This is a genomic window from Enterococcus sp. RTP21361st1_A6_RTP21361_211029 (genome assembly GCF_040910045.1).
GTDB classification, from domain to species: Bacteria; Bacillota; Bacilli; order Lactobacillales; family Enterococcaceae; genus Enterococcus_D; species Enterococcus_D gallinarum.
In genome coordinates, this window is record NZ_JBDGBK010000018.1 from 1 (window position 1) to 24,198 (window position 24,198).

Consider the following 24,198-nt stretch of genomic DNA (forward strand, 5'->3'; position numbering starts at 1 on the left):
AAACAACGCATTCACAATTTGCATTAACTTGAAGAAATCGCAAAAAGTTAAACATATGGGTTTAACTTTTTTGTGATTTGACCGATAGTAGAGGGTAGAAGAATGAGAACGGAGGAGAACCTATGAAAATCGAAAGAGGTTACGCAGAATACAGCGACAAGGCCATCAAACGCGATGCGGTCAAACAAGAAAAGCCAACTGCTCCTCAGACAGAAAAAACCGTCGATGTTCAATTGTCCGAAACAGCTCAAGCCATTCAAAAGAGTGCCAATCAAACAGCCAGTCGCAGTGAGCGAGTGGCAGAATTGAAACGAGCGATCAAAGAAGGCACCTACCAAGTATCTGCCGAAACGATCGCCGATAAAATGCTGCAGCAAGATGAAAAGCAGGTCGACTAGATGACAGAGCGGGAATTTGAGCGTCAGCTTCAGCAGTTCTTGCGGTTGCTGCAAAAAGAAAAGACCTGCTTGATCAAAAATCAAGCAGAAAAATTACCAGAACTCGTCGAGAAAAAAACCGCCTTCGTACCCGTTTTTTCCATGTATGAAGGAACTCTTTCAGCGGCGATCAAAGAACTCATCCGCCAGATCCAAGTGCAGCAAGCCGAGAATCTCCTGCTGACGGAACAAGCCATTAGTTTCCAAACCGTTTTGATGGATGCAGTCAAAGAAAATATCAAGACACCAGCAAATACGTATTCGAAATACCAAGAAAAACAAGCTGTCTCAACAGCGATCATCGATCAAAAAATGTAAGGAGTACTTCTATGACAGGACTATTTGGTTCATTAGGCACCGCAACCCGGGGCATGACCGCCAATCAAGCAGCGTTGCAAACCAGCAGCCACAACATTGCAAATACCAATACAGACGGCTACTCAAGACAACGAGTCAACTTGCAAGCCGAAGCGTCTTATCATTTAGCGGGCGTCGGCAGCATCGGTATGGGTGTGAAAGTCGGCAGTGTCGAACGGATCGTCGATGATTTTGTCATTGGACAAGTACGCAATGCCAATTCTACCTATACATATTACGAACAAAAAGCAGACATATTAGGACAGCTGGAAAGTTTAATGAATGAGCCTTCTGACAATGGACTGTCCAAACAGCTGGCAACGATGTTTGATTCTTGGACCGCATTAGCCAACAATCCTGAACTGGATACGTCTAAGACCCTCGTGCTGGAAAACAGCAGTACGTTTGCCGATACCATCAACCAAATGGGCAAACAAATGACGCAGTTGCAAAGCGATACGCTGGATACCATCGAAAAATCCGCGCTGGACTTCAATGAGAAGGTCAAACAGCTGCAATCCTTGAATGAACAGATCTATGGGTTGACGACGAGTGGTGAAACACCCAATGATCTCTTAGATCGTCGAGACAGTCTGTTGAAAGATCTCTCGGGTCTAGCAGGGATCGAAACCAAGACCGATCAATATGGCCGTGGGTTTGTATCCATGAGCGGACAGACGATTTTAAGTGCTGAGGAACGCAATACCCTTAGTGTGGTGGTGGGACAAAGCGACACAGGCGCCTTGGTTTCCAAAGACGGCAACGCCTTGAATCCTGCTGAAACCATTACAGGATCTTATCCAGCTGGAACCATCTTGTTGACGAAAACCACCGACAATGGCGACACCGCCTATACAGAATTGCCGATCAAAGAAGGCGCGATCGGCGGCCTGCAAGCATCATCTGGTGAGATCGGCAGCCGCTTGACGGAATTGAACAACTTTACGACGACGATCGCGCAAGCCATGAACATGGTCTTTACCAGCGGCGCTTCTCGTACTAGCGGTCTATTTGAGATCGGCCAAGATGATACTGGTACAGCCACGACGATTCGGGTCAGCCAAGCACTGTTAGATAACCCAAGTCTGGTGGCCGGCGGAACGAGCAATGCAGCAGGAGATGGTTCAAGAGCCGCTGCAATGGCGAAACTCAGCAGTGCCAAATTGGCTTTCCCATTGTCAGAAAAGACGATCGCTTCTTTTGATCCTGAGACATTGACGTTTGCTAATGCAGCATCCGGAATGAGTGTCAGCAGCTATTTTAACAGTATCGTTACCAAAAACGGGATCTCAAAACAGCAAGCCGACAATACGGTCAGTGCTCAATTGTCACTGCTGAATCAACTAGAATACAAAAATCAATCGGTGTCCGGGGTTTCATTAAATGAAGAAATGTCAGATGTGATTCGTTTCCAACAAGGATTTCAGGCCAATGCCCGCATATTATCGGTCGTTTCTGAAATGTTAGACACATTGATCAATCGAACAGGAGTGTAGACCATGCGTATTTCCAATTCAATCACCTACAATGATTTTTTACGAAATCTAGGAACCAACGCCTCCAAAGTCCAATCCACGTTGAATCAGCTATCGAGCTTGAAAGAAGTCAGCAAGTCCTCGGATAATCCACTGCTGGTTTCAAAAATCATGGATCTTAATGTGTCGTTAAATCAAAACAAAACTTACAACAATACGATCAAAGACAGTATTTCTTGGACAAAAGCTCAAGATTCTGCTTTAGAAAGTGTTAGTACCTCGATGCTGCGGATTCGCTCGTTGGTTCAATCTTCTGCCAATGCAACAGCCGGCAGTGAGGAATTAGGCGCAAATCGTTCAGAGATCGAGCAAGAGATCGAAGGCATCGTGGAATCATTAAATACCAACTTTGATGGTCGCTATCTATTTAGCGGAACGAATACGACGACGGCGCCTTTTGAGATCGTCAAAAAAAATGACGCCATCGTCGGTATCAAATACAATGGCTCTAGCGAAGACTTGCCCCGAGAAATCGCAAACGGGGTCTCGGTGGATCTGTTAGCCAGCGGTGATCGTCTGATGAACGAGACGGGTACAGCTGCGGATCCCCAAAATTTAAGCACCTACTTCAATGATTTATTGTCTGCGTTGCGCAGTGATGATAAAGATGCATTAGGGGGCGAGCTTTTAACCGCTCATGACCAGCATGCCACTAATGTGGTGAATGTACGGGCGCAGATCGGCACTCTCTACAATCGCTTGGAGGCAGCAGCTGATCGAAACGAGACGGAAAAGCTGAACTTGACCGAAACACTGTCCAACAAACAAGACGTCGATATTGCGGAAAAGTATATGGAATATCAAAATCAAATGACTGCCTATCGTTCAACACTAGCGATGGGAACAAAAATCATGCAGATGTCCATTCTAGATTACTTAAATTAACCCGAAAACTTTTGTTCTTTGCTGAGAGCAAAAGTTTTTTATTTTTTTTTAGAAAAAAGGCTTAATCCTGAATGGTTTCTTCCGATAAATAGTAGCAGAGGGAAACCTTAGCGAATAAAAATTAGGAGGAACTACACATGAGAATCAATACAAACGTTTCAGCATTGAATACTTACTCACGCCTAACGGCAGCCAACGCTTCTAAAAGCAATTCTTTGTCTAAATTATCTTCAGGCTTACGCATCAACAAAGCTGGGGACGATGCAGCTGGCTTAGCAATTTCTGAAAAAATGAAAGGCCAAATCGGCGGTTTGTCACAAGCAAAAAGCAACGCACAAGATGGTATCTCATTGATCCAAACAGCAGAAGGTGCATTAAATGAAACCCACAGCATCTTAGGGCGTATGCGTGATCTTGCGGTACAAAGTTCAAACGGTACGTTAAGTGATGACGACCGCAGTGCGATCAACAAAGAATACACCGCATTGTCTGATGAAATCGACCGTATCAGGGATACCACTGAATTCAATACAAAAAGCTTGTTAACTGGTGAAGGCGATGATGCGAAATCATTCACTTTCCAAATCGGTGCCAACGCAAACCAAACAATGAGCGTTTCAATCACAAACATGAGCTCAACTGCCTTGAAAGTAAAAGGCTTAGATTTAACACAAGCATTTGCCACAAGCGATATTGCTGCAGCAAAAGATAAAGCAGTAGCGGCTGCCTTCAAAGCAGATACAACAACAAAATATGCAGCGGACGGCAAAGTTGATGCGGCAGCTGGTAAAACAGTTGCCGATTTACAAACAGCCATCGATACAGCAGCGGATGATGCAGCAAAAGCAACAGCTCAAAAAACATACGATGATGCTTTAGCAACATTTACCGCTTCTGATGAAGGCAAAGCAGCAGCAGCAGCGGAAACTGCCATCGTTGAAAACAACCCAATCACAAAAATCGATAAAGCGATCAAAGCAGTTTCTGCACAACGTGCGGATCTTGGTGCGGCGCAAAACCGTCTAGAACACACAATCAACAACTTAGGTACAACGCAAGAAAACCTATCTGAAGCAAACTCACGTATCCGTGACGTTGATATGGCGCAAGAAATGATGAGCTTTACGAAGAGCAACATCCTTTCTCAAGCAGCAACTTCAATGTTGGCACAAGCAAACTCAATGCCTAATAGTGTATTAAGCTTGTTACAAGGATAATTTTTTGATCAGAGGAACTACTGACACAAGGACTGCCTAGGGGAAGCACAGTTCTTGTGTTTTACATAGCAGCACAAAAACGCTTAGAAATGAGGAAGCTCTGATGGATATTCAGCCAATTTCAGGAATACACCCGATCGAAGCCGTTGCGTCGGTCGCTAAGACACGGCCGATTGAAGCCGTAGATCAAGAGGCCACCAACCTTCGCTCGCAAAGCAAAGGGCGTGGATTAACAGAGGAAAAGGAACGGACAGTGGCAACTGAACCGCCGATCCACTATTTTTCAGCAGCCGATCAGCACAAGATCGGAGTCTCCGTGGATGAAGTGAATCAGCTGCTACTGGGCAAAGATATGAAATTGGCTTATGAAGTGCATGAGCGCACGGGGCGGACGATGGTGCGTTTGGTGGATATGCAGACCAACGAAGTCATCAAAGAGATCCCACCCGCCAACATGCTAGATGTGATTGGAAAAATATGGGATGACATGGGGATCGCGGTCGATCGAAAGGGATGAAAATATGGCAAGTGTAACCAGCAGTTCAGGAATCAGTACAACGCTAGGGAGTTATTCTGGCGTGACTTCAGAAGATATTGAAAAATTATTGGCGGCAGATGCGATCAATAAGACCCGCGCTGAGAACAAAATCACGTCGCTTAAAGCACAAAAAACGGCGTGGAGTGATATCAGCACTCGCCTGACGAACTTTTTGTCAAAAGTCGATGCATTACAAAAAGATGATGCTTATCAAACGAAAAAAGCGACGACCACCAATAGCAGTATCGCTTCAATTGCAGGAACAACGGAAGCCCCAGAAGGTACCTATGATTTAAAAATCAACCAACTAGCAACAGCCACGAAGGTGACGGGGAGTCAAGTAGCTCAAAGCAGCAAAACAGCTCTAAATGTCAGTGGTCAGCTGTCATTGACCAGTTCGGAAGTAGATGAAAATGGCAAACCGATCACCGCTTCGATCGAGATCACTGCTGAAGACAGCTTAAAAGATGTGGCAGCTAAGATTAATAGCCAAAGCAAGACGACCTTCGTTGCGGCGAGTATCGTGGATAACCGCTTGATTTTAACGAATACCAAAATGGGCGACAAAAATTTCTTGATCGACGGCAATGCCGCCGAAGGGTTAGGGATCGGTTCAACTGCGACAACGACGCAAGGCCAACCGGCTATTTTTGAGCTAGACGGCATGAAGATCACTCGCGACAGTAACAGTGTGACGGATGTTATCGATGGTGTCACTCTGACATTAGCTAAAAAAAGCGAGGAGCATGTGACGCTTTCTTTAGCCAATGATACCTCGAAAGTCGTTGATGCAGTGCAAGGATTAGTGGATCAATACAATAGCTTGATGAGTTTTATCGATGATAATTTGACCGTGGGAGATCCTAGTAGTGAAAACAACAAGACGGGGACCTTGGTGGGAGACAGTGCGTTGACCCGTCTACAGACTCAATTGCGAAATTTGATCACCATTCCAGCCGTCAGCGGCTCAAAGCTGACCGCTAGTAAGCTAGGCATCTCCACCGTCGATAATGATGGTACATTGGGACTGGATACGACAAAGTTAAAAGAAGCCCTAGCGGAAGATCCCGCTGCTGTGAAGTCCTTCTTTTATGCAAGTACGAAAATCAAAGAAGCCGATGGCACTGCGAGTACGAAAGAGACCGGCTATACACTAGCGCTAAAAGAATTAGCCAACAGCTATGTCGTCAATACTTCAGCCAATAAAGGGATCATTGCCACCAAATCTGCGACCTATGACAGTACCATCAAGGATTTAAACAAGCAGATCACACGGTTTGATGATATATTAGCAATGAAAAAAGAGCGTTACATCACAATGTTCACCAAATTAGACTCCGTGATGATGGAGGCTGAAAATCAGCTGAGTTACCTAAGCAATCAGTTTGCCAATACGTCAAACTAGGCAAGATATACGATTAAAGCAGTCATTTTTTCATTCGCATAAGAAACCCTCGTCAACAAGAAAGGAAACAATCTATGGAGCCACACGTATCATTAGATGAACGTTTGAATCAGATCTTAACTAGTTTTGCAAAATGGCATGGCGACAGCGAAGAAGCCGGTCGTTTGATGGCAGCCAATGCAGTGGTCATAGAAGCCATGCAGGCAGAAGAACAGAGCCATAGTCCCCAAACCAGTGTATTGGCGCAACAAGTGATCCAAGCGTATCAAGTGTTCTTAGACCAGGTCAAAGCCCAGCAGCAAGAGATCAAACAAGAATTAGGACGTTTGAACCGCAAAAATAATCTTGTCAAAACGTATTTGCAGCAAGAAGACAATGCCGCCTTCGTCGAATTTGATTTATAGTGAGGATAAAAAGATGAATTATCAGAAAATGCAAAACAACTACTTAAAGAATCAAGTGATGAGCGCGTCACCTAACAAATTGATTGAAATGCTTTTGCAGGCAGCAATCAAGAATATCAAATTGGCTCAGTTAGCGATTGAAAAACAAGAACTAGCAAAAGCCCATGAACACTTCATAAAAACGCAAAATATTTTGTTGGAGTTGCGTACGTCGTTAGACGAAAAACAAGGCGGCGAAATTGCTGAAGGTCTTGCAGCATTGTATGAATACATGTATCAGCAGCTGATTGAAGCCAACATCAAAAAAGAAGTGGTTCCTGCCCAAGCGGTTGCAGAACTGCTGAGCGAGTTATTAGAAAGTTGGCAGGCCATTACCCAATCAGCTTGATCAAATCTACCGTTTGCTTGCTGATAGACGAAAAGCAAGTATGTATTAAGCATATATAGAGAAAAAAACAACGAAGTGCTGTTTTTAGCCGCTCAAAGTCGTAAACCTCGCGTTTGCGGCTTTTTTATTGCGTTGATGCACTTCGTAATTGTACTTTGTAAAAAGTTATAGAAGGTGTATTTTTTTTGAAGCTGAATTTAGCTTTCATTAGGGGACGCTTCAATAAGGGGGCGCTTCATTAAATTTTTACAATGATACCCTTTTCAAAAAGGCTTATTTTTTACCTTATACGACAATTCTGTTATTCTAAAAAATAAGAACTGTTTTGCAAGGAGGTCATTTAGTGAAAAAAGCAGTTTTATTCAAGCCGACAGTTCTGCAATTGCTCGTTATTTTCTGTGTAAGCCTGCTGCTATTGTTGCCGCAATTGTTTGGCCGTGGCTTGATTTTAGGTTCGGATGCCGTCTTTCATTTTAATCGTTTTTATGAGACGAGCCAGCAAATCAAAGAGGGGAACTATCAATACTTTCTTTCCATTTATGGGTTTCAGCAATCTGGACGGATCGTCAATGCATTGTATGGTCCATTTTTTGCGTATTTTCAAGGGATATTGGTTTTGATCAGCCGTTCCTGGTTCCAGTACCAACTTTTATCGAATGGGTTGCTATACCTTTTGGCAGGAACGTCCATGTACACGTTGCTGCGAAAATTAAAAGTCTCAGGCTGGTTGTCTGTGGGGATGGGCATTCTTTTTATGACGACGTATTCGATCCAATATTGGGTCGAACGACAAGGCTTTTCGGCTTGGGGGGCAGCAATATTGCCTTTTTGTTTCATTCCATTGATCGATATGACGCGCTTTCAACGGATTCGTCCCTTTGCTGTAGGGGTATCAGTGGCTGCGCTGTTTCAAATCCATGTTTTTTCTAGTATTTTATTGGTTTTGATCTATATTCCGTTCTTTTTGCGCACTTTTTTGAAAAGCCAAGATAAAAAGCGGCTCTTGCTCCATTTAACTACTGCAATTGGCATTTTTCTTCTGCTGACTGCCAATATTTGGCTGGCAATGCTTGATCTTTATCAAAGCAATCAATTGTTACCACCTTTTGTGAATCACCATATGGAACGAAATACGATTACGGGCACCAGCAGTTATTGGTGGACATCCCCCTACCTTTTCCCATTGGTCTGTGGGTTGTTTTTTGCCGGCTCTTTGAAGAAATGGCAAGAGATATCCAATGGCTTGAAGCTGATGACTGTCGTTGCGGGCATTTTTTTCCTATTATCGTCTAACTATTTGCCATGGCAATGGTTATCTAGTCTCGAAAACCCATTGATAGAATTGATTCAATTTCCTTTTCGCTTTTTTGTCCCTGCGACAGTGCTGATTCTTGCGGGATTGTGTATTTTGTGGCCCTATTTAGCGGATAGCCGCCTGAATCGGCCGATTTGGCTGATTTTACTTTTAGTTGTCAGTGTGGGTCAGATCATGTTCCAAACCAGTACCAAGATGAGTGAGTGGCAGTCCAGCGATTCCGCGGTGAAAATCAGAAATCACTCCTATCTGTTTGTTTCTGATCAGCAGACGCTGAAAGCGGCTTATTTCAGTCCAGACAAGGCCAAGGCACTGGTGCTGTTCCAGCGGTCAACCCCCGATTATGTTCCCATCTATCGTGACACAAAGGAAAATAAATACGATGCCTATGGGGAACAAATCATCAAGCAAAACACGACAGTGCAAAAAGCAGTGGTTAATGGACAGTTGATTTTGCGCTGGCAAGGGGACGATTCTAGCTGGAAGGCATTACCGGTCATCAATTACCAGCGAACGACCTTACAGCTTAACGGCCAGCCATTGACGCGTTCCGACATCAGAGTGAGTACGATAGGGGCAGTGACTGTTAAGCAGCAGGCAGGTCTCAATGAGCTGATCGTGGATTATGACGCGCCTTGGTATTTTGACTGGGGACTGTGGGTGACAATGGCTGCATGGGTTTTATTGGCTCTTGGTTTTCTTTGGAAAAAGCGGCAGCTGTTTGCTGCAGTTAGACGCCAAAAATAATCAAGGGAACAAATGCCGACGGCCGCTTTCCGACAGCAAAGAATAATGAATTGGCTTAGAGGCCAGAGAAGCAACTGTAGTGGGCAACACTCCAGCACTTCTCTGGCGTCTAAGTTTTTTTAAGAAAAATTTTTTTGGAATTAGTTGCGCCCGCAACTAATTATCTTTATACTGAACCTACTGTATTTACCTTACGGCATTTAAAGGAGAAAAATTATGGAGTCGATCATTCGTTCAATCAATCATATTGCCCGTTTAGCCTCATTGTACCGAGAAAGAGAGCTAAAAAAATATGGGTTAGGTCCCATGCATCATACGTACATTCTAAATGTCTGTCGCAACCCTGGGATCAGTCAAGAAGCTTTAGGTCAGTTGATTTTTGTCAATAAAAGCAACGTTGCTCGCCAATTAGCAGTCTTAGAAGAAAAAGGGTATGTTCGTCGGCAAACGAGCAGTTTGGATGGGCGGCGACAGCTTATTTATCCAACTGAAAAAGCCTTGGCGATGCAACCTATCCTCCAACAATTGTTGAAGCAGTGGAATGAGCAAGCCTTAGCAGGGTTTTCTGAAACGGAACAGCAAAAATTGCTGGCAGATCTGCAAGTAGTAAAAGAAAACTCGCAGCGTGCTTTAAAGAAAGAAGATGAGGTCCAGTGAAGCTACTAAAAAAATACTTGCGCCCATATATTGGGCGTATGTCTCTCGGAATCAGTATCAAGTTTTTTGGGTCTTTGATGGATCTGCTGTTGCCATGGATCCTAGCCTATATCATTGATACGATCATTCCTACAAAAAATGTTTCCGCCATATTCTTGTGGGGCGGTGTGATGCTGCTGTGTTCGGTGATTGCTGTTGTAACCAATATTTTGGCCAATCGTATGGCTTCCAGTGTTGCCAGAGATGCTACTGGCAGCATACGTCATGATCTTTTTGCCAAAGTAGCCTATTTATCGATTCCTCAGATCGAACAAGTCGGTATCCCTTCACTGGTTTCACGGTTGACTACGGATACTTACAATATTCATCAAACGGTAGGCATGATCCAGCGGCTTGGCATTCGAGCACCGATCCTCTTACTAGGAGGCGTATTGATCACAGCTACTTTAGATCCAGTGCTAACAGTCGTATTAGTTGGAGTTTTGCCCTTCACATTAGTTGCCGCTGTTATCATTTCGAAGCGAGGAATCCCATTGTTTGCGCAATTGCAAAAGCGAGTAGACACACTAGTTCGCACCGTCCGGGAAAATGTGACAGGCGCTCGTGTGATCAAAGCATTGTCGAAAGCAGAATATGAAAAACAACGATTTCAGCGAGTCAATCAGTCAGTTGTTGCGGCAGAAACAAAGGCGAACCGAACGATGGCTGCCACACCACCTTTAATGGATTTTTTCCTGAATGCGGGTTTGACATTGGTGATTTTAGTGAGTGCCTATCGAGTGAATGCGGGGCTGACACAGCCAGGGGTGATTATTGCTTTTCTCACCTACTTTACGATCATTCTCAATGCAATGTTAAGCATCACGCGGATTTTCGTGATCGTTTCGAAAGGATTAGCTTCCGCAGACCGTATTCAAGCGGTACTGCGACTACCAGAAGACATGAAGGTCGTTCCCCTTCTGGCAAGAGAAGATGAGGCACACATTGTATTTGACCACGTTTCCTTTACTTATCCTGATGGTACGACCGTCCTGAAGGAAATCGATTTTTCTCTAGACAAAGGACAGACGTTAGGGATCATCGGAGCTACCGGCAGTGGCAAATCGACGATTGTACGTTTACTGCTGCGCTTGTACGATCCGACCAATGGTCAGATCCGCATTAATGGCCGTGATATCCGCTCACTGGATCCTGCAGAGCTGCACCAATATTTTGGCATTGTTTTGCAAAAAGATGTCCTTTTCGCAGATACGATCGAAAAAAATATTGATTTTGGGCGCCGCTTTTCAAAAGAACAAATCGAAGAAGCTGCTGCTAGAGCGCAAGCAAAGGAATTTATCCAGCAGTTGCCGCAACAATTGGCCTATGAACTTCATGCGCGAGGAAGTAATCTAAGCGGTGGTCAAAAGCAACGAGTCCTCCTATCCCGTGCATTAGCTGGTGAACCACAAATTTTAGTCCTGGATGATTCAGCCAGTGCATTGGATTATCAGACAGACGCCAAACTACGCCAAGTACTTAAACAACAATTTGCGGACACAACGACGATTTTGATTGCACAACGAATCGGTTCGATCCAGCATGCAGATAAGATTCTTGTGTTGGAAAATGGCCGCATGAGTGGATTCGGCGATCATGCCACATTACTGGCGACGAATACCATCTATCAGGAAATCTATCATGGACAGACAGGAGGAAGAATCAATGCCTAGCAAGACAGTCGCCGAAAAACCAAAAGAGACGAAAAAAACTGTGAAGCGTCTCTGGCACTATTTGTATGAAGCGAAATGGCTTCTTCTATTATCAGCAGTTTTAATGATGGCTAGCAATCTGTTTTCCTTAGTAGGTCCACTGCTTTCCGGTTATGCCATTGATGCCATCCAGCCAGGTCCAGGAAAAGTTGTTTTTCACCGAGTATTCTTTTATTGCGGATGGATGATTGCTTTTTATCTTTGTTCAGCGGTGTTAAGTTATCTGATCTCATTATTGATGATCCGTCTGAGTCAACGTGTCGTCCAGTCCATGCGCAAAGCGATTTTCAACAAAATTTCTGAATTGCCGATCGGCTACTTTGATCGTATCCAAACAGGCGATATCATTAGTCGAATCAGTTATGATGTCGATACGATCAATACATCATTAGCTAGTGATGCCATCCAAGTGCTGAGTAGCTTAGTCACCATTATTGGTTCGTTTATTATGATGTTGCTGATCTCTCCAGTGCTCGTTTTGATTTTTGTAGTGACAGTGCCTGCCTCGGTTCTATTGACTCGTTATTTAATGAAGAAATTTCAGCCATTATTTCGGCGTCGTTCGCGAAAGCTAGGGGAATTGAACGGATTTGTAGAAGAAATTCTTTCGGGTCAGCAAACGATTAAGATCTATAACCAAGAAGAACCGATCATTGAACGATTTGATGAAAAAAATCAGGCCGCAGTTTCCTCTTATTACAATGCAGAATATTATGGCAGCATGACGGGACCGTCCATCAACTTTATCAACAATGTTTCGTTGTCACTGATCAGTGTCTTTGGCGCACTGCTATTTTTATTCGGTCGTCTCTCTTTAGGAAGCGTCTCCTCCTTCGTGTTGTACTCTCGTAAATTTTCTGGACCGATCAATGAGCTGGCCAATATCTTTAGCGATTTGCAATCCGCGTTGGCAGCAGCAGAACGGATCTTTCGCTTGTTGGATGAAGAACCGGAAGTCTCCGATGTTCCTGATGCCTATGAGTTTACAGAAGTAACCGGGCGTATCCAATTGGATCATGTCTCCTTTGGGTATCAAAAGGATCGCATGATCATTAAGGACCTATCGCTGGACGTTGCCCCAGGCAGTTTAGTCGCTATCGTTGGTCCAACCGGGGCAGGTAAGACCACGATCGTGAATCTCTTAATGCGTTTTTATGATCCGGATCAAGGAGTGATTCGTTTAGATGGACAGGACATCAAAAAAGCGACGCGCAGCAGCTTGCGCAAAAGCTATGCGATGGTGCTGCAGGATACTTGGTTATTTACTGGAACTGTCTTTGAAAACCTGGCTTACGGTAAAGCATCCGCGACTCTTGCTGAGGTAGAGGCAGCGGCTAAAGCAGCCCATGTCCATGAGTTCATTCAACAATTGCCAAAAGGGTATGACACACTGATCACAGAAGATGGTGGCGGGATTTCGCAAGGACAAAAGCAGCTTTTGACCATTGCTCGTGCGATGCTTTTGGATGCGGATCTCTTGATTTTAGATGAAGCCACATCAAATGTCGATACCCAGACCGAGGGGTTGATCCAAACGGCAATGACTGAGCTGATGAAGGGCAAAACGTCCTTTGTGATCGCTCATCGTCTCTCCACTATCCGTCACGCAGATGTGATTTTAGTGGTCCAAAACGGTAATATCGTCGAACAAGGGACTCATGATGAATTATTAGCTAGAGCAGGTGCGTATGCAGCCCTTTACCAAGCACAGTTTGATGAATAAGCAACGAATAGCTTGACTCAGAAGAAGCAGCTTAGCAGTTGGACTAAAGACCCACGCATAGTAGCAGAATTGGGGCATCCAACAGATAGTTGCGTCTATGTGCGCCGAAAACTTGCTGAATCGCAGAAGTACACAATGACACGGTTCGCAGTTTGTAGCAGGCCTTTTGTCGCCGCCTCTTCTTTTTCAATCAAGCAGTGACAAAATTATGCAGCGTTTCCATGACAAACCGCTTTTTTATCGGTATACTTAGAAAGGAAACATTCTGAATTATTGAAAGAAAGAAGGGAACCTGTGTGTTTCATAAACAATTAAAAGATTTCCCCAAAGATTTCTTATGGGGCTCTGCGTCTGCAGCGTACCAAGTCGAAGGGGCTTGGCAAGAAGATGGGAAAGGCGCCTCTGTATGGGATGATTTTGTGCGCATTCCTGGAAAAACATTTAAAGGAACCAACGGTGATGTCGCAGTCGATCACTATCATCGATTCAAAGAAGATGTGGCATTGATGAAAGAACAAGGGCTGAAAACCTACCGCTTTTCTGTTGCTTGGACACGAATTTTTCCAGAAGGCCGAGGAGAAGTCAATCAAGCGGGACTAGATTTCTACTTGGCTTTGATCGATGAACTGCTTGCTGCAGGGATCGAACCAATGGTTACGCTCTATCATTGGGACTTGCCTAAAGCGTTACAAGAAGCTTACGGTGGTTGGGAATCTCGCCAAATCATTGAAGATTTTACTAATTATGCTGCGACACTTTTCGAAGCATTTCGCGGCAAAGTCAAATACTGGGTCAGTCTGAATGAACAAAATGTGTTTACCTCACTAGGCTATTTATTAGCTGCTCATCCGCCAGGTGTCACTGATCCTAAACGAATGTATGAAGTGAATCATATTGCCAACTTAGCTAATGCTTCTGTAATCAATACATTTCATGAGATGGAGATTCCGGGTAAAATCGGACCTAGCTTTGCTTACACACCAAACTATCCGATCAACAGTGATCCCAAAAATATTTTGGCAGCAGAAAATGCCGAAGATTTGATGGCACATTATTGGATGGATGTCTACCTATGGGGCGAATATCCGATCGCAGCCATGAATTTCTTGAAAGAACAGGGGATCGCGCCAACGATTGAGCCAGGAGACATGGAACTGTTGCGTTCGGCAAAACCGGATTTCTTAGGGATCAATTACTATCAAACCGCCACTAACGCAGCAAATCCGTTAGATGGTGTAGGCGCTGGTAAAATGAATACAACTGGAGAAAAAGGCAGTTCAGAAGAAACAGGAACACCCGGTATGTTCAAAAAAGTCGAAAATCCATTTGTTGATCGCACCAATTGGGATTGGGAAATTGATCCTCAAGGGTTGCGAGTGGCGTTACGCCGTATCACCAGCCGCTATCGGATCCCGGTGATGATCACTGAAAATGGACTTGGCGAATATGACAAGTTGACAGACAATCATCAGATTCATGATCAATACCGCATCGATTATCTGTCAAGCCATGTTCACGCAATCAAAGAAGCAATCAGTGATGGTGCAGAGGTGCTAGGTTACTGTACTTGGTCGTTTACTGATTTATTAAGCTGGTTGAATGGCTACCAAAAACGTTATGGTTTCGTTTATATCGATCAAGACGAAAATCAAGACGGTAGTTTGACCCGTTATAAAAAAGACAGCTTCTATTGGTATCAAGAAGTGATCAAGACCAATGGACAAAATAGTTAAATCATAGCAAAACAAAAAGTACGTTTCTAAAAGAAAGCGTACTTTTTTTGTAGAATGAAAATCGTTGACAAATGTAAACGATGGAGGTAAAGTAGAAGAGTAGAGATTACAGTTGTAATCAAAAGGTAGCCTCTCTCGCTTATTTGGGGAACCCAGTACGATATTTCATTAAGGAGGAATAAACAATGGCTGAAGGGAACTATGCAATCGAAGGAATGACCTGTGCCTCTTGTGCCCAGACGGTCGAGAAGGCTGTCAGCAAAGTCACAGGTATCGAAGAAGCCTCCGTCAATTTGGCAACGGAAAAACTTCACGTTCGCTACGATGAAACGCAGGTAGATGAACAACTCTTAGCAAAAACAGTAGCCGATGCCGGCTACTCTCTTATAGGAAATCAGCTGCAAGCAACATTCCAGATTGAAGGAATGACCTGTGCTTCTTGTGCCCAGACGGTTGAAAAAGCCGTGAACAAACTTGCAGGCGTTCAAGCGGCTACTGTCAATTTAGCCACAGAAAAATTGACAGTTCATTATGACAAGGAGCAACTAAACACGGCTGCCATCGAAGCAGCGGTGACGAAAGCAGGCTATCAAGCTTTCACCGAAAAAACTGTTGAGATGCAATCGGCAAAGAAAGACCCCATTCAAAAGTTATGGCAACGATTTTGGTTGTCTGCCATTTTTACCGTGCCATTATTTTATTTAGCAATGGGCGAAATGATCGGTCTGCCGCTCCCTTCCTTTTTGAACCCTATGACACAGCCTGTAGCATTTGTTAGTACACAATTGATCCTTGTGCTTCCTGTCATGATCTTTGGCCACGCTTTTTTTAGCAATGGCTTCAAAGCATTGTTCAAAGGGCATCCTAATATGGACTCTCTGGTTGCTTTAGGCACCAGTGCGGCTTTTTTATATAGTTTGTATGGAACGGTCATGGTTTATTTAGGAGAGACGCATTTCGCGATGCATTTATACTATGAGTCGGCTGCAGTGATCCTAACATTAATCACACTAGGGAAATACCTTGAATCGGTATCAAAAGGCAAGACCTCTGAAGCCATCAAGAAATTATTGGATTTAGCACCAAAAACTGCTCGGATCTTAAAAAATGATTCAGAGATCGAAGTGCCAGTCGAGCAAGTCGTGGCTGGCGATATTGTGATTGTTCGTCCCGGTGAAAAAATTCCTGTGGACGGACAACTGATAGTAGGACATTCAGCAGTGGATGAGTCAATGATCACTGGAGAGAGCCTTCCGGTGGAGAAACAACCTGGTGATTCAGTTGTTGGAGCGAGTATCAATAAAACGGGTACGTTTCGCTATCAGGCGACAAAAGTTGGCAAGGATACCACTTTAGCACAGATCATCCAGCTAGTGGAAGATGCCCAAGGTTCGAAAGCCCCAATTGCACGATTAGCTGACAAAGTTTCGGGTGTTTTTGTTCCGATCGTGATTGGCTTAGCGTTACTAGCAGGACTGGCATGGTTTTTCTTCGGACAAGAGTCGTGGATCTTTGCACTGACGATCACTATTTCGGTATTAGTCATTGCCTGCCCCTGTGCCTTAGGATTAGCAACACCAACGGCAATCATGGTGGGAACTGGGAAAGGCGCCGAGAATGGTGTATTGATCAAAAGCGGTGATGCATTAGAAACGACTCGCAACATCACAACGATCGTTTTTGACAAAACCGGGACGATCACAGAAGGGAAACCAGTTGTGACAGATCTTTTACCTTATGGCGAACATACGAAAGAAACGGTCTTGCAGCTAGCAGCTTCTGCAGAAGATGGATCGGAGCATCCACTGGGAGAAGCTATCGTAGCCGCTGCCAAACAACAGAAATTAACATTTTCTTCAGTTAGTCATTTCCAAGCCGTCCCTGGTCATGGAATCACGGGAAGATTGGATGGAAAAGACGTGCTGTTAGGAAACAAAAAGTTGATGGATCAAAAACAAATAGATGTCTCATCTGTAATTGCTTCTGCCGAAGGCTTAGCAAAACAAGGGAAAACACCAATGTATGTTGCCATGGACGGCGCATTGATTGGGTTGATTGCTGTGGCCGATACGGTGAAAACAAGCAGCGCACAAGCCATTGAACGTCTGCATCAAATGGGCATCAAAGTGGCGATGATCACAGGAGATAATGCGCGAACAGCACAAGCCATTGCTGATCAAGTAGGGATCGATGAAGTCATTAGTGATGTGTTGCCAGAAGATAAGGCGGCTAAAGTGGCAGAACTGCAGCAAACTGGACAAAAAGTTGCCATGGTAGGTGATGGAATCAATGATGCACCAGCTTTAGCCAAAGCAGACGTCGGTATCGCCATTGGCTCAGGAACGGATGTCGCCATTGAATCTGCAGATATCGTGTTGATGCGTAGTGACTTGATGGATGTGCCGACTGCAGTGGAATTGAGTCGAGCAACCATCAAGAATATCAAAGAAAATCTTTTCTGGGCATTTGCTTATAATGTTTTGGGGATTCCTGTTGCTATGGGGTTATTGCATCTTTTTGGCGGACCGCTTTTGAATCCGATGATTGCAGGGGCAGCCATGAGTTTTAGTTCTGTTTCCGTCTTATTGAATGCGCTACGTTTAAAACGGTTCACTCCAGTCAGTAAACGAGCAGCAAGAAACTAATAATAAAATAGAGAAGAAAGAAGGATCATTATGAAAAAAACATATCAAGTCGAGGGCATGAAATGCGAAGGCTGTGCAAAAACGGTACGAGAAACACTTGCTCGAGTTGCCGGCGTTACCGAAGTTACAGTTGATTTGAACAAGAAAACTGCGACCGTCATAAGCGATGCCCCAGAGCAAGCATTGACAGCTGCGTTAAAAGACACTTCTTATCGTTTACTTTCTATCTGATGAACGTCGAGAAGAGAGATATAAAAACAATAGACCAATAAATAAAAACAGTCAAAGCGAGCAGTAAGCAAGACTAATACACCCAAAAACCGAAAAATCTCCTTTCTATCTTTTGGTTGTTCTTTTGTCTAGTTTTACTGCGCCGCTTTGGCTGTTTATTACCGTTGAACGTCTAAATAGGAATATACCCGCGTATCATAACGGTTGCGACTGCGGGAGTATTCGATCGGTGAGCCATTTTTTTGGTAAACGATTTGTTGAATTTCTAATACTGGATCGGTTGGATCGCAAGCCAGATATTTCTGATCATATAACGAGCTTTTATCCGCAGAAATCGTCCGATAAGCACCGACAAATTGAATGCCTAGTTCTTCTTTTACATACTGATAGATAGAAGTTTCCAAGTGAGAACGTTTTAGATTAGGAACTAAATGGACCGGCATGTACGTATGCTCTAGAATAAATGGTCTGCCTTCTAAAATTCGCAGACGGATGATCTTATAGACAGGTTGTTCTTCTGTCAACATCAGTTTTTCTTGAATCTCTTTGTCCGGGAAAGCTACTTGAAAATCAATGACTTCACTGGTCAATTGCCGCTTTGCTTTGCGCATTTCAGTGGATAAGCCGACATATTCCGTTAATGTAGTCGTATCTCGATCCACAAAAGGATGATTCAATATTTTAGTTCCAGCTCCTCGCTGAGAATAGACGAGCCCTTCCATAGAGAGAATCCCGATCGCCTTTTTGATGGTCATACGGCTTACTTGAAACTCTTCAACGAGATCTATTTGGTTAGGTAATAAACTATCTGGAGGATAGGTTTTATTCTTGATTCTGGTTCTTAAAATATTGGCAATTTCTTGATATTTTGGCATCTCCTCACCTCGCAAAGAGTATAGCTGAAAAAAGCGATTTCGACAATCCGAATCGGCAGCCTTTTTTCAAAATAAAAGACTGACAGGTTGATGGGCCTGCCAGTCTTTTTGTCTTAACTGATTGAAGCTTCTTGTTGACGATCCAGAATACGCAAGAATGGATACCAGATCATACCGACAAGTACCACGTCAATGACTTGCAGCAAGCCCCCTAACCAAGAATTGGTTGCTAATACACCGCTAGCAATCACTGGCACGGTCCAAGGCACAGACACACCAGTTGGTGCTGGAACTAGCCCAGCAGCCATCACCAAGTAATTGAAGGTTGTTACAACTAAGGGTGCGACTACCCAAGGAATCAAAATCGTCGCATTCAACACGATCGGCATTCCAAAAATAGCAGGTTCATTGACATTGAAGATACCAGGAGCAAGAGCCAAGCGGCCAACATCACGGTATTGCTTTTTCTTAAGGACAAAAGCCATCAAAATCACAACAGCTAGTGTCATTCCAGAACCCCCTAAACCAACCGTGAAAGTTTCCATGAATGGTTTCGTCACGATATGGGGTAATGCTTCGCCATTTTGATAGGCTTCTAAATTATCCAACATCAATGTGTTCCAGATAGGATCCATGACAGAGTTGACAATGATTTGCCCATGAAGACCAAAGAACCATAAGAACTGAACCAAGAACAGTGCCAATAGTGTAGCAGGTAAGCTGCTGCCAAGACCTGTTAACGGTTTTTGAATCAATTCATAGATTACATCATGAAGGTTCGCATGGAAGACGCCGGTCATGATCGCATTGATCATCAAAAAGATGGTTAGCGTAACGATCGCTGGAATCAAAGCAGCAAATGACTTCGTTACTGCAGGTGGCACCCCATCAGGCATTTTGATTTGCCAACCGCGTTTTGTGACGCGACAATAAATCTCAGCAGCTAAGAAGGCAGCGATCATTCCGATAAACATCCCTTTGGCGCCTAATCGGTCAAGGGAAAGCACGCTAGTTACTGTTTCGCCTGATTCTGTAGTCATGAAAAATGGCGTTAGAATCAAAAAGCTTGCAAAAGATACAGCGCCACCAAAAATCCCTTCAACATCATAAGACTTAGACAAATAATAGCCGATACCGAAAGTAACAAAAACTGTCATGATGCTCATTGTTGCATTTTGTCCATTACCGAACAGGGTACTTAGAGTGCCTTTCGTTGCATCATTGAAAAAAGGCAGATTGTTGATAACCACTACGATTGAACCAAACATCGTAATGGGAAAAGAAAGCATGAACGCATCTCGTAATACAGTGAGGTAGCGGTTTTGCCCTAACGCATTGGCTAGCGGCAAGATTTTTTCAGATATTTTATCCATAAAACCGTTCATTAAAAATCACTCCTAACAACTTTTTGCAATCGATTACAATTCATAATGTATCATGTTTTATTCTAAATGTCTATACATTGTCTAATAAAAAGATTGATTTTTGGTAGTGCTTCCTTTATGATTACGGTATCAAGCATGAATAAGGAGTGTAAAAAAGATGACGTATCAATTTCCAGAAGGATTCTGGTGGGGTTCTGCTGCCAGCGGTCCTCAGACAGAAGGAACTTTTCCAGGAGACAAAAAAGGACCCAGTATTTGGGATTACTGGTATGAGCAAGAACCAGGAAAATTCTTTGACCGTGTAGGCCCCGAAAAAACATCCCAAGTCTATAAGCGGTATAAAGAAGATATTCAACTGATGAAAGAAACAGGACACAATACATTTCGGACATCGATCCAGTGGAGTCGCTTGATTCCAGCAGGAACTGGCGAAGTTAATCAAGAAGCTGTGGCTTTTTATCATGATTATTTCGATGAATTGATTGCAAATGGGATTGAACCTTTCGTCAACTTGTATCATTTTGATATGCCGATGGCCTTGCAGGAAAAAGGCGGTTGGTTAAGTCGTGAGACAGTTGAGGCTTACGTCGTTTTTGCCAAAACTTGTTTTGAATTGTTTGGTACAAAAGTCAAAAAGTGGTTCACGCATAATGAACCAATCGTTCCGATAGAAGGTGGCTATCTCTATCAGTTCCACTATCCAAACGAAATCAACATGAAGCATGCTGTTCAAGCCGGCTTCCATGAAACCTTAGCGAGCGCGAAAGCAATCAAGGAATATCATGCGCTAGAATTGGGTGGAGAGATAGGGATTATCTTGAATCTGACACCTAGCTATCCGAGAGATGAAGCAAACCCGGAGGATGTTAAAGCAGCCCAAATCGCCGATGCCTTCTTCAACCGTTCTTTTCTGGATCCAGCAGTTAAAGGGACATTTCCTGAAGAATTAGTCACGATCATCAAAGAATTAGACATGATACCGGAACATGAAGCAGAAGATTTAGTGATCATCCAAGAAAATACGATTGACTTATTAGGCATCAATTACTATCAGCCACGTCGTATTATGGCAAAAGAAACACCGATCGACCACACGAATGGCCCATTACCAGATGATTATTTTGACAATTATGATAAACCTGACAAAAAAATGAACCCTTATCGTGGATGGGAAATCTATGAAAAAGGGATTTATGATATTTTGACCAATACCCGCGAGAATTATGGCAATATCAAATGCTATATTTCTGAAAATGGTATGGGCGTAGAAGGAGAAGAACGTTTTGTCAATGATGAAGGAATCATTGAGGACGATTATCGCATCGAATTCGTCAAGGAACATTTGAAATATGTCCACCAAGCAATCCAAGAGGGGACCAATTGTGTTGGCTACCATATGTGGACATGTATGGATAACTGGTCTTGGACGAATGCCTACAAGAATCGTTATGGCTTCATTTCTGTTGACTTGAATAATGATGCCAAGCGCACTATTAAAAAATCTGGCCGTTGGTACAAAGAAGTTTCTGACAATAACGGCTTTTGATTCAAAACACAGTGAAGATTGCTTCACTGTGTTTTTTTTATTGTCAAAAAATGGTGCTGTCTATAGCAAAAGAATAGGACTGTATAATCCATGCTCAGTTTTATAAATAAAAAGACTAGACTTATAAATGTAAGCGTGGTATTCTATAGAGGAAATCGGTTTCACTAAATTATAGGATGGTTTTTGAAAGGAGAAAAAAATGAATAAGTTTATCGCGTTTATGGAGAAGCATTTTATTCCTATTGCTTCCAAAATCGGTTCACAACGTCATCTAGTTGCGATTCGTGACGGTTTTATCGTAACGATGCCATTGATGATCTTGGGATCTTTTGGGGTATTGATCAATAATTTGCCTATTCCAGCTTATATTGATTTTATGAACGGTATTTTTGGTGAAGGCACCTGGCAAGCATTTGGCAATAATTTATCTGCAGGTACATTTTCTATTTTAGCTTTATTGATTGCATTCACAGTTTCTTATAACTTGGCCAAGAGCTATGACCAAGATGCATTAGGAGCAGGAGCAATTTCAGTTGCCAGCTTTTTTGCATTAGGTGCAATGGCCACAGATGCTGATGGTTTGCTGACAGCTGCGGGTCTTGGTTCACAAGGATTATTTTTGGCATTGATCGTTGCTATTATTTCTACTGAGATCTTCCGTCGTTTGGCAGGCAATCCTCGTCTAGTGATCAACATGCCTGATGGTGTACCACCTGCAGTTTCTCGTTCTTTTGCAGCGTTGTTCCCAGCAATGATCACTGTTTCGATCTTTGCATTGTTCACAGCAATCTTCCAAGCATTCGGCGTATCAAGTTTGGTTCTATCTTTCTATGAGCTTGTGCAACAACCATTCATGGGATTGGCAAACTCTTATCCAGCTGCATTGCTACTAGGGTTCATTTCTGCTTTCCTTTGGTTCTTTGGTTTGCATGGTGCAAATATCATCGATCCATTTATGCAAACGATTAACATTCCAGCTATCGAAGCGAATACGAAAGCGCTTGAAGCAGGAGACAAATTGCCGTATATTGTAAATAAGCCGTTTTTTGATTCATTTGTTAATATAGGTGGTACCGGTGCAACATTAGGCTTATTGATCGCAATTTTCTTGGTTGCTCGTCATCATAAAGCCTATATGACTGTAGCGAAATTATCATTGGCTCCAGGGGTATTTATGATCAATGAACCAGTGATGTTTGGATTGCCAGTCGTGTTGAATCCAATTTTGTTCATCCCTTATGTTTTGACACCACTTGTATTAGTTTCAACTGCATATTTTGCCACAGCAACAGGACTGGTACCAGCATGTACCGTTATTGCGCCTTGGACAACACCACCGATCATTGGTGGGATCTTGTCAACACAAAGCATTGCTGGCGGAATCTTAGCTGCAGTTAATTTGATTATCTCGATCGTGATCTATCTTCCATTCGTGAAGATGGCACAGATCCAAGAAAATCGTCGTCTGAAAGAAATCTAACCGATCAAAATTAGGCTGGGACATAAGTCAGAACAAGACGAAACTACCCGAACGAATGAAAATGACAATCCTGTTGCTTTAGTTGCTAGTTGGTGGCTAAAGCAACAGGATGGGTAGTCGTCTTTGTTGCTTATGCCGCAGTCTTTTTTAATTAATAGGATGTGAGGTGAATGTTGTGCCAAAGTATGTTGAGATAGCAGATGTCCTTCGAAAAAGAATCAAAGATGGAACTTATCCCAAAGAGAGCTTTCTGCCGCATCAAACGGAGTTAGTAAAAGAATTTGGTGTCAGTCGGATGACCATTAAGAATGCCATCAATATTTTGATCATGGAGGGACTGTTGCTTTCGAAACGAGGATCTGGGACGAAAGTGTTGAACCATTCTTTTTGGGATCGTGACACGTCTTCTGTAAACGAATACAAAGGACTTAGTTACCAGATGAAAATGCAAAAAAGAGATTTACAAAGTCAGGTAATTACCTTCGAAGTCTGTTTCCCAGATAGCAGAGTACAAGAGATGTTGAAAGTCGCTGCGGAAGAGCCGGTGTATCATGTGATTCGTTTGCGAATATTAGATGGGCAACCTTATATTTTGGAACATTCGTTTATGCCAGTAGATTTAGTGACGGGATTAACGAAAGAAATCTTGCATCGATCGGTATATGATTATTTGTTAGAAGAGTTGAATTATAAGTTTGCCGGTGCTTATCGGACATTTCAAGCAGCGAAAAGTGATGAGTATGATCGTCAATATTTGAAGTGTCAATCGGATGATCCAGTTTTGGAATTAGAGCAGATTATTTATTTAGAATCGGGAAGACCGATCGATTATTCAAGAAGCCGAAATCGGTATGATGTTCGCGGGTATTCCATGTTAGACATGAAACCAGATCTTTTAAATCATCGAAAACCATAACGACCAAAGTGCTCGCTGCTTTGGTTTT

21 protein-coding genes are annotated in these 24,198 nt (G+C 43.2%); 19 read left to right on the forward strand and 2 right to left on the reverse strand.

All coding sequences use genetic code 11. From position 1 onward, the window contains the following. Positions 1-122 precede the first annotated feature (122 nt). From flgM to AB5Z52_RS05080, 16 genes are all read left to right on the forward strand, one after another. Positions 123-398 carry a flagellar biosynthesis anti-sigma factor FlgM gene (gene flgM, locus AB5Z52_RS05005; RefSeq protein ID WP_005472958.1) on the forward strand — a complete coding sequence of 92 codons (276 nt, stop codon included), beginning with the start codon at positions 123-125 and terminating at the stop codon, positions 396-398. After that, a complete protein-coding gene (locus AB5Z52_RS05010) occupies positions 399-755 on the forward strand; it encodes a hypothetical protein (RefSeq protein ID WP_003129090.1) in 357 nt (118 codons plus the stop codon). 11 nt (positions 756-766) lie between these two features. Further along, a complete protein-coding gene (gene flgK, locus AB5Z52_RS05015) occupies positions 767-2,290 on the forward strand; it encodes a flagellar hook-associated protein FlgK (protein WP_368243571.1) in 1,524 nt (507 codons plus the stop codon). A 3-nt stretch (positions 2,291-2,293) separates the two neighbouring features. Beyond that, complete coding sequence (gene flgL, locus AB5Z52_RS05020; RefSeq protein WP_003129092.1) at positions 2,294-3,214, forward strand: flagellar hook-associated protein FlgL; 921 nt, start codon at positions 2,294-2,296, stop codon at positions 3,212-3,214. Positions 3,215-3,351: 137 nt separating this feature from the next. Further along, a complete protein-coding gene (locus AB5Z52_RS05025; RefSeq protein ID WP_288551495.1) occupies positions 3,352-4,431 on the forward strand; it encodes a flagellin in 1,080 nt (359 codons plus the stop codon). Positions 4,432-4,534: 103 nt separating this feature from the next. After that, positions 4,535-4,948 (forward strand): flagellar protein FlaG, encoded by a 414-nt coding sequence (locus AB5Z52_RS05030; protein WP_003129094.1) that lies wholly within the window; start codon positions 4,535-4,537, stop codon positions 4,946-4,948. Positions 4,949-4,952: 4 nt separating this feature from the next. Then, positions 4,953-6,374, forward strand: a complete 1,422-nt coding sequence (gene fliD / locus AB5Z52_RS05035) for a flagellar filament capping protein FliD (RefSeq protein WP_003129095.1) — start codon at positions 4,953-4,955, stop codon at positions 6,372-6,374. 74 nt (positions 6,375-6,448) lie between these two features. After that, positions 6,449-6,778, forward strand: coding sequence for a hypothetical protein (locus AB5Z52_RS05040; RefSeq protein ID WP_005472955.1), 330 nt, complete (start codon positions 6,449-6,451; stop codon positions 6,776-6,778). A 13-nt stretch (positions 6,779-6,791) separates the two neighbouring features. Beyond that, the gene (gene fliS, locus AB5Z52_RS05045; protein WP_005472954.1) at positions 6,792-7,166 is read left to right on the forward strand and encodes a flagellar export chaperone FliS; all 375 of its coding nucleotides are present in this window, start codon (positions 6,792-6,794) and stop codon (positions 7,164-7,166) included. A 343-nt stretch (positions 7,167-7,509) separates the two neighbouring features. Then, positions 7,510-9,228, forward strand: coding sequence for a hypothetical protein (locus AB5Z52_RS05050; RefSeq protein WP_368243573.1), 1,719 nt, complete (start codon positions 7,510-7,512; stop codon positions 9,226-9,228). Between the two features lie 216 nt (positions 9,229-9,444). Then, positions 9,445-9,885 carry a MarR family winged helix-turn-helix transcriptional regulator gene (locus AB5Z52_RS05055; RefSeq protein ID WP_005472952.1) on the forward strand — a complete coding sequence of 147 codons (441 nt, stop codon included), beginning with the start codon at positions 9,445-9,447 and terminating at the stop codon, positions 9,883-9,885. Next, the gene (locus AB5Z52_RS05060) at positions 9,882-11,597 is read left to right on the forward strand and encodes an ABC transporter ATP-binding protein (protein WP_003129103.1); all 1,716 of its coding nucleotides are present in this window, start codon (positions 9,882-9,884) and stop codon (positions 11,595-11,597) included. Before AB5Z52_RS05055 ends, AB5Z52_RS05060 begins: the two co-directional genes overlap by 4 nt. Then, positions 11,590-13,359, forward strand: coding sequence for an ABC transporter ATP-binding protein (locus AB5Z52_RS05065; RefSeq protein ID WP_005472949.1), 1,770 nt, complete (start codon positions 11,590-11,592; stop codon positions 13,357-13,359). Before AB5Z52_RS05060 ends, AB5Z52_RS05065 begins: the two co-directional genes overlap by 8 nt. Positions 13,360-13,655: 296 nt before the next feature. Next, positions 13,656-15,092: a glycoside hydrolase family 1 protein gene (locus tag AB5Z52_RS05070; protein WP_029487334.1), complete on the forward strand. Its 1,437-nt coding sequence runs from the start codon at positions 13,656-13,658 to the stop codon at positions 15,090-15,092. A gap of 185 nt (positions 15,093-15,277) precedes the next feature. Continuing rightward, entirely contained in the window at positions 15,278-17,737 is a 2,460-nt protein-coding gene (locus AB5Z52_RS05075; protein ID WP_005472945.1) for a heavy metal translocating P-type ATPase, read from the forward strand. 30 nt (positions 17,738-17,767) lie between these two features. After that, positions 17,768-17,968, forward strand: coding sequence for a heavy-metal-associated domain-containing protein (locus AB5Z52_RS05080; protein ID WP_003129107.1), 201 nt, complete (start codon positions 17,768-17,770; stop codon positions 17,966-17,968). 158 nt (positions 17,969-18,126) lie between these two features. Here AB5Z52_RS05080 and AB5Z52_RS05085 read toward each other — a convergent pair whose 3' ends face one another. Both AB5Z52_RS05085 and celB read right to left on the reverse strand, forming a co-directional pair. Further along, on the reverse strand, positions 18,127-18,843 hold the full coding sequence (locus AB5Z52_RS05085) for a GntR family transcriptional regulator (RefSeq protein ID WP_021148996.1): 717 nt from the start codon (positions 18,841-18,843) through the stop codon (positions 18,127-18,129). A 113-nt stretch (positions 18,844-18,956) separates the two neighbouring features. Next, complete coding sequence (gene celB / locus AB5Z52_RS05090; protein ID WP_003129111.1) at positions 18,957-20,228, reverse strand: PTS cellobiose transporter subunit IIC; 1,272 nt, start codon at positions 20,226-20,228, stop codon at positions 18,957-18,959. 157 nt (positions 20,229-20,385) lie between these two features. Here celB and AB5Z52_RS05095 point away from each other — a divergent pair, with 157 nt between their 5' ends. From AB5Z52_RS05095 to AB5Z52_RS05105, 3 genes are all read left to right on the forward strand, one after another. Beyond that, positions 20,386-21,774, forward strand: a complete 1,389-nt coding sequence (locus AB5Z52_RS05095) for a glycoside hydrolase family 1 protein (RefSeq protein WP_003129113.1) — start codon at positions 20,386-20,388, stop codon at positions 21,772-21,774. A 199-nt stretch (positions 21,775-21,973) separates the two neighbouring features. After that, a complete protein-coding gene (locus AB5Z52_RS05100; protein ID WP_003129114.1) occupies positions 21,974-23,254 on the forward strand; it encodes a PTS sugar transporter subunit IIC in 1,281 nt (426 codons plus the stop codon). 175 nt (positions 23,255-23,429) lie between these two features. Beyond that, positions 23,430-24,170, forward strand: a complete 741-nt coding sequence (locus AB5Z52_RS05105; RefSeq protein ID WP_003129115.1) for a GntR family transcriptional regulator — start codon at positions 23,430-23,432, stop codon at positions 24,168-24,170. Positions 24,171-24,198 lie beyond the last annotated feature (28 nt).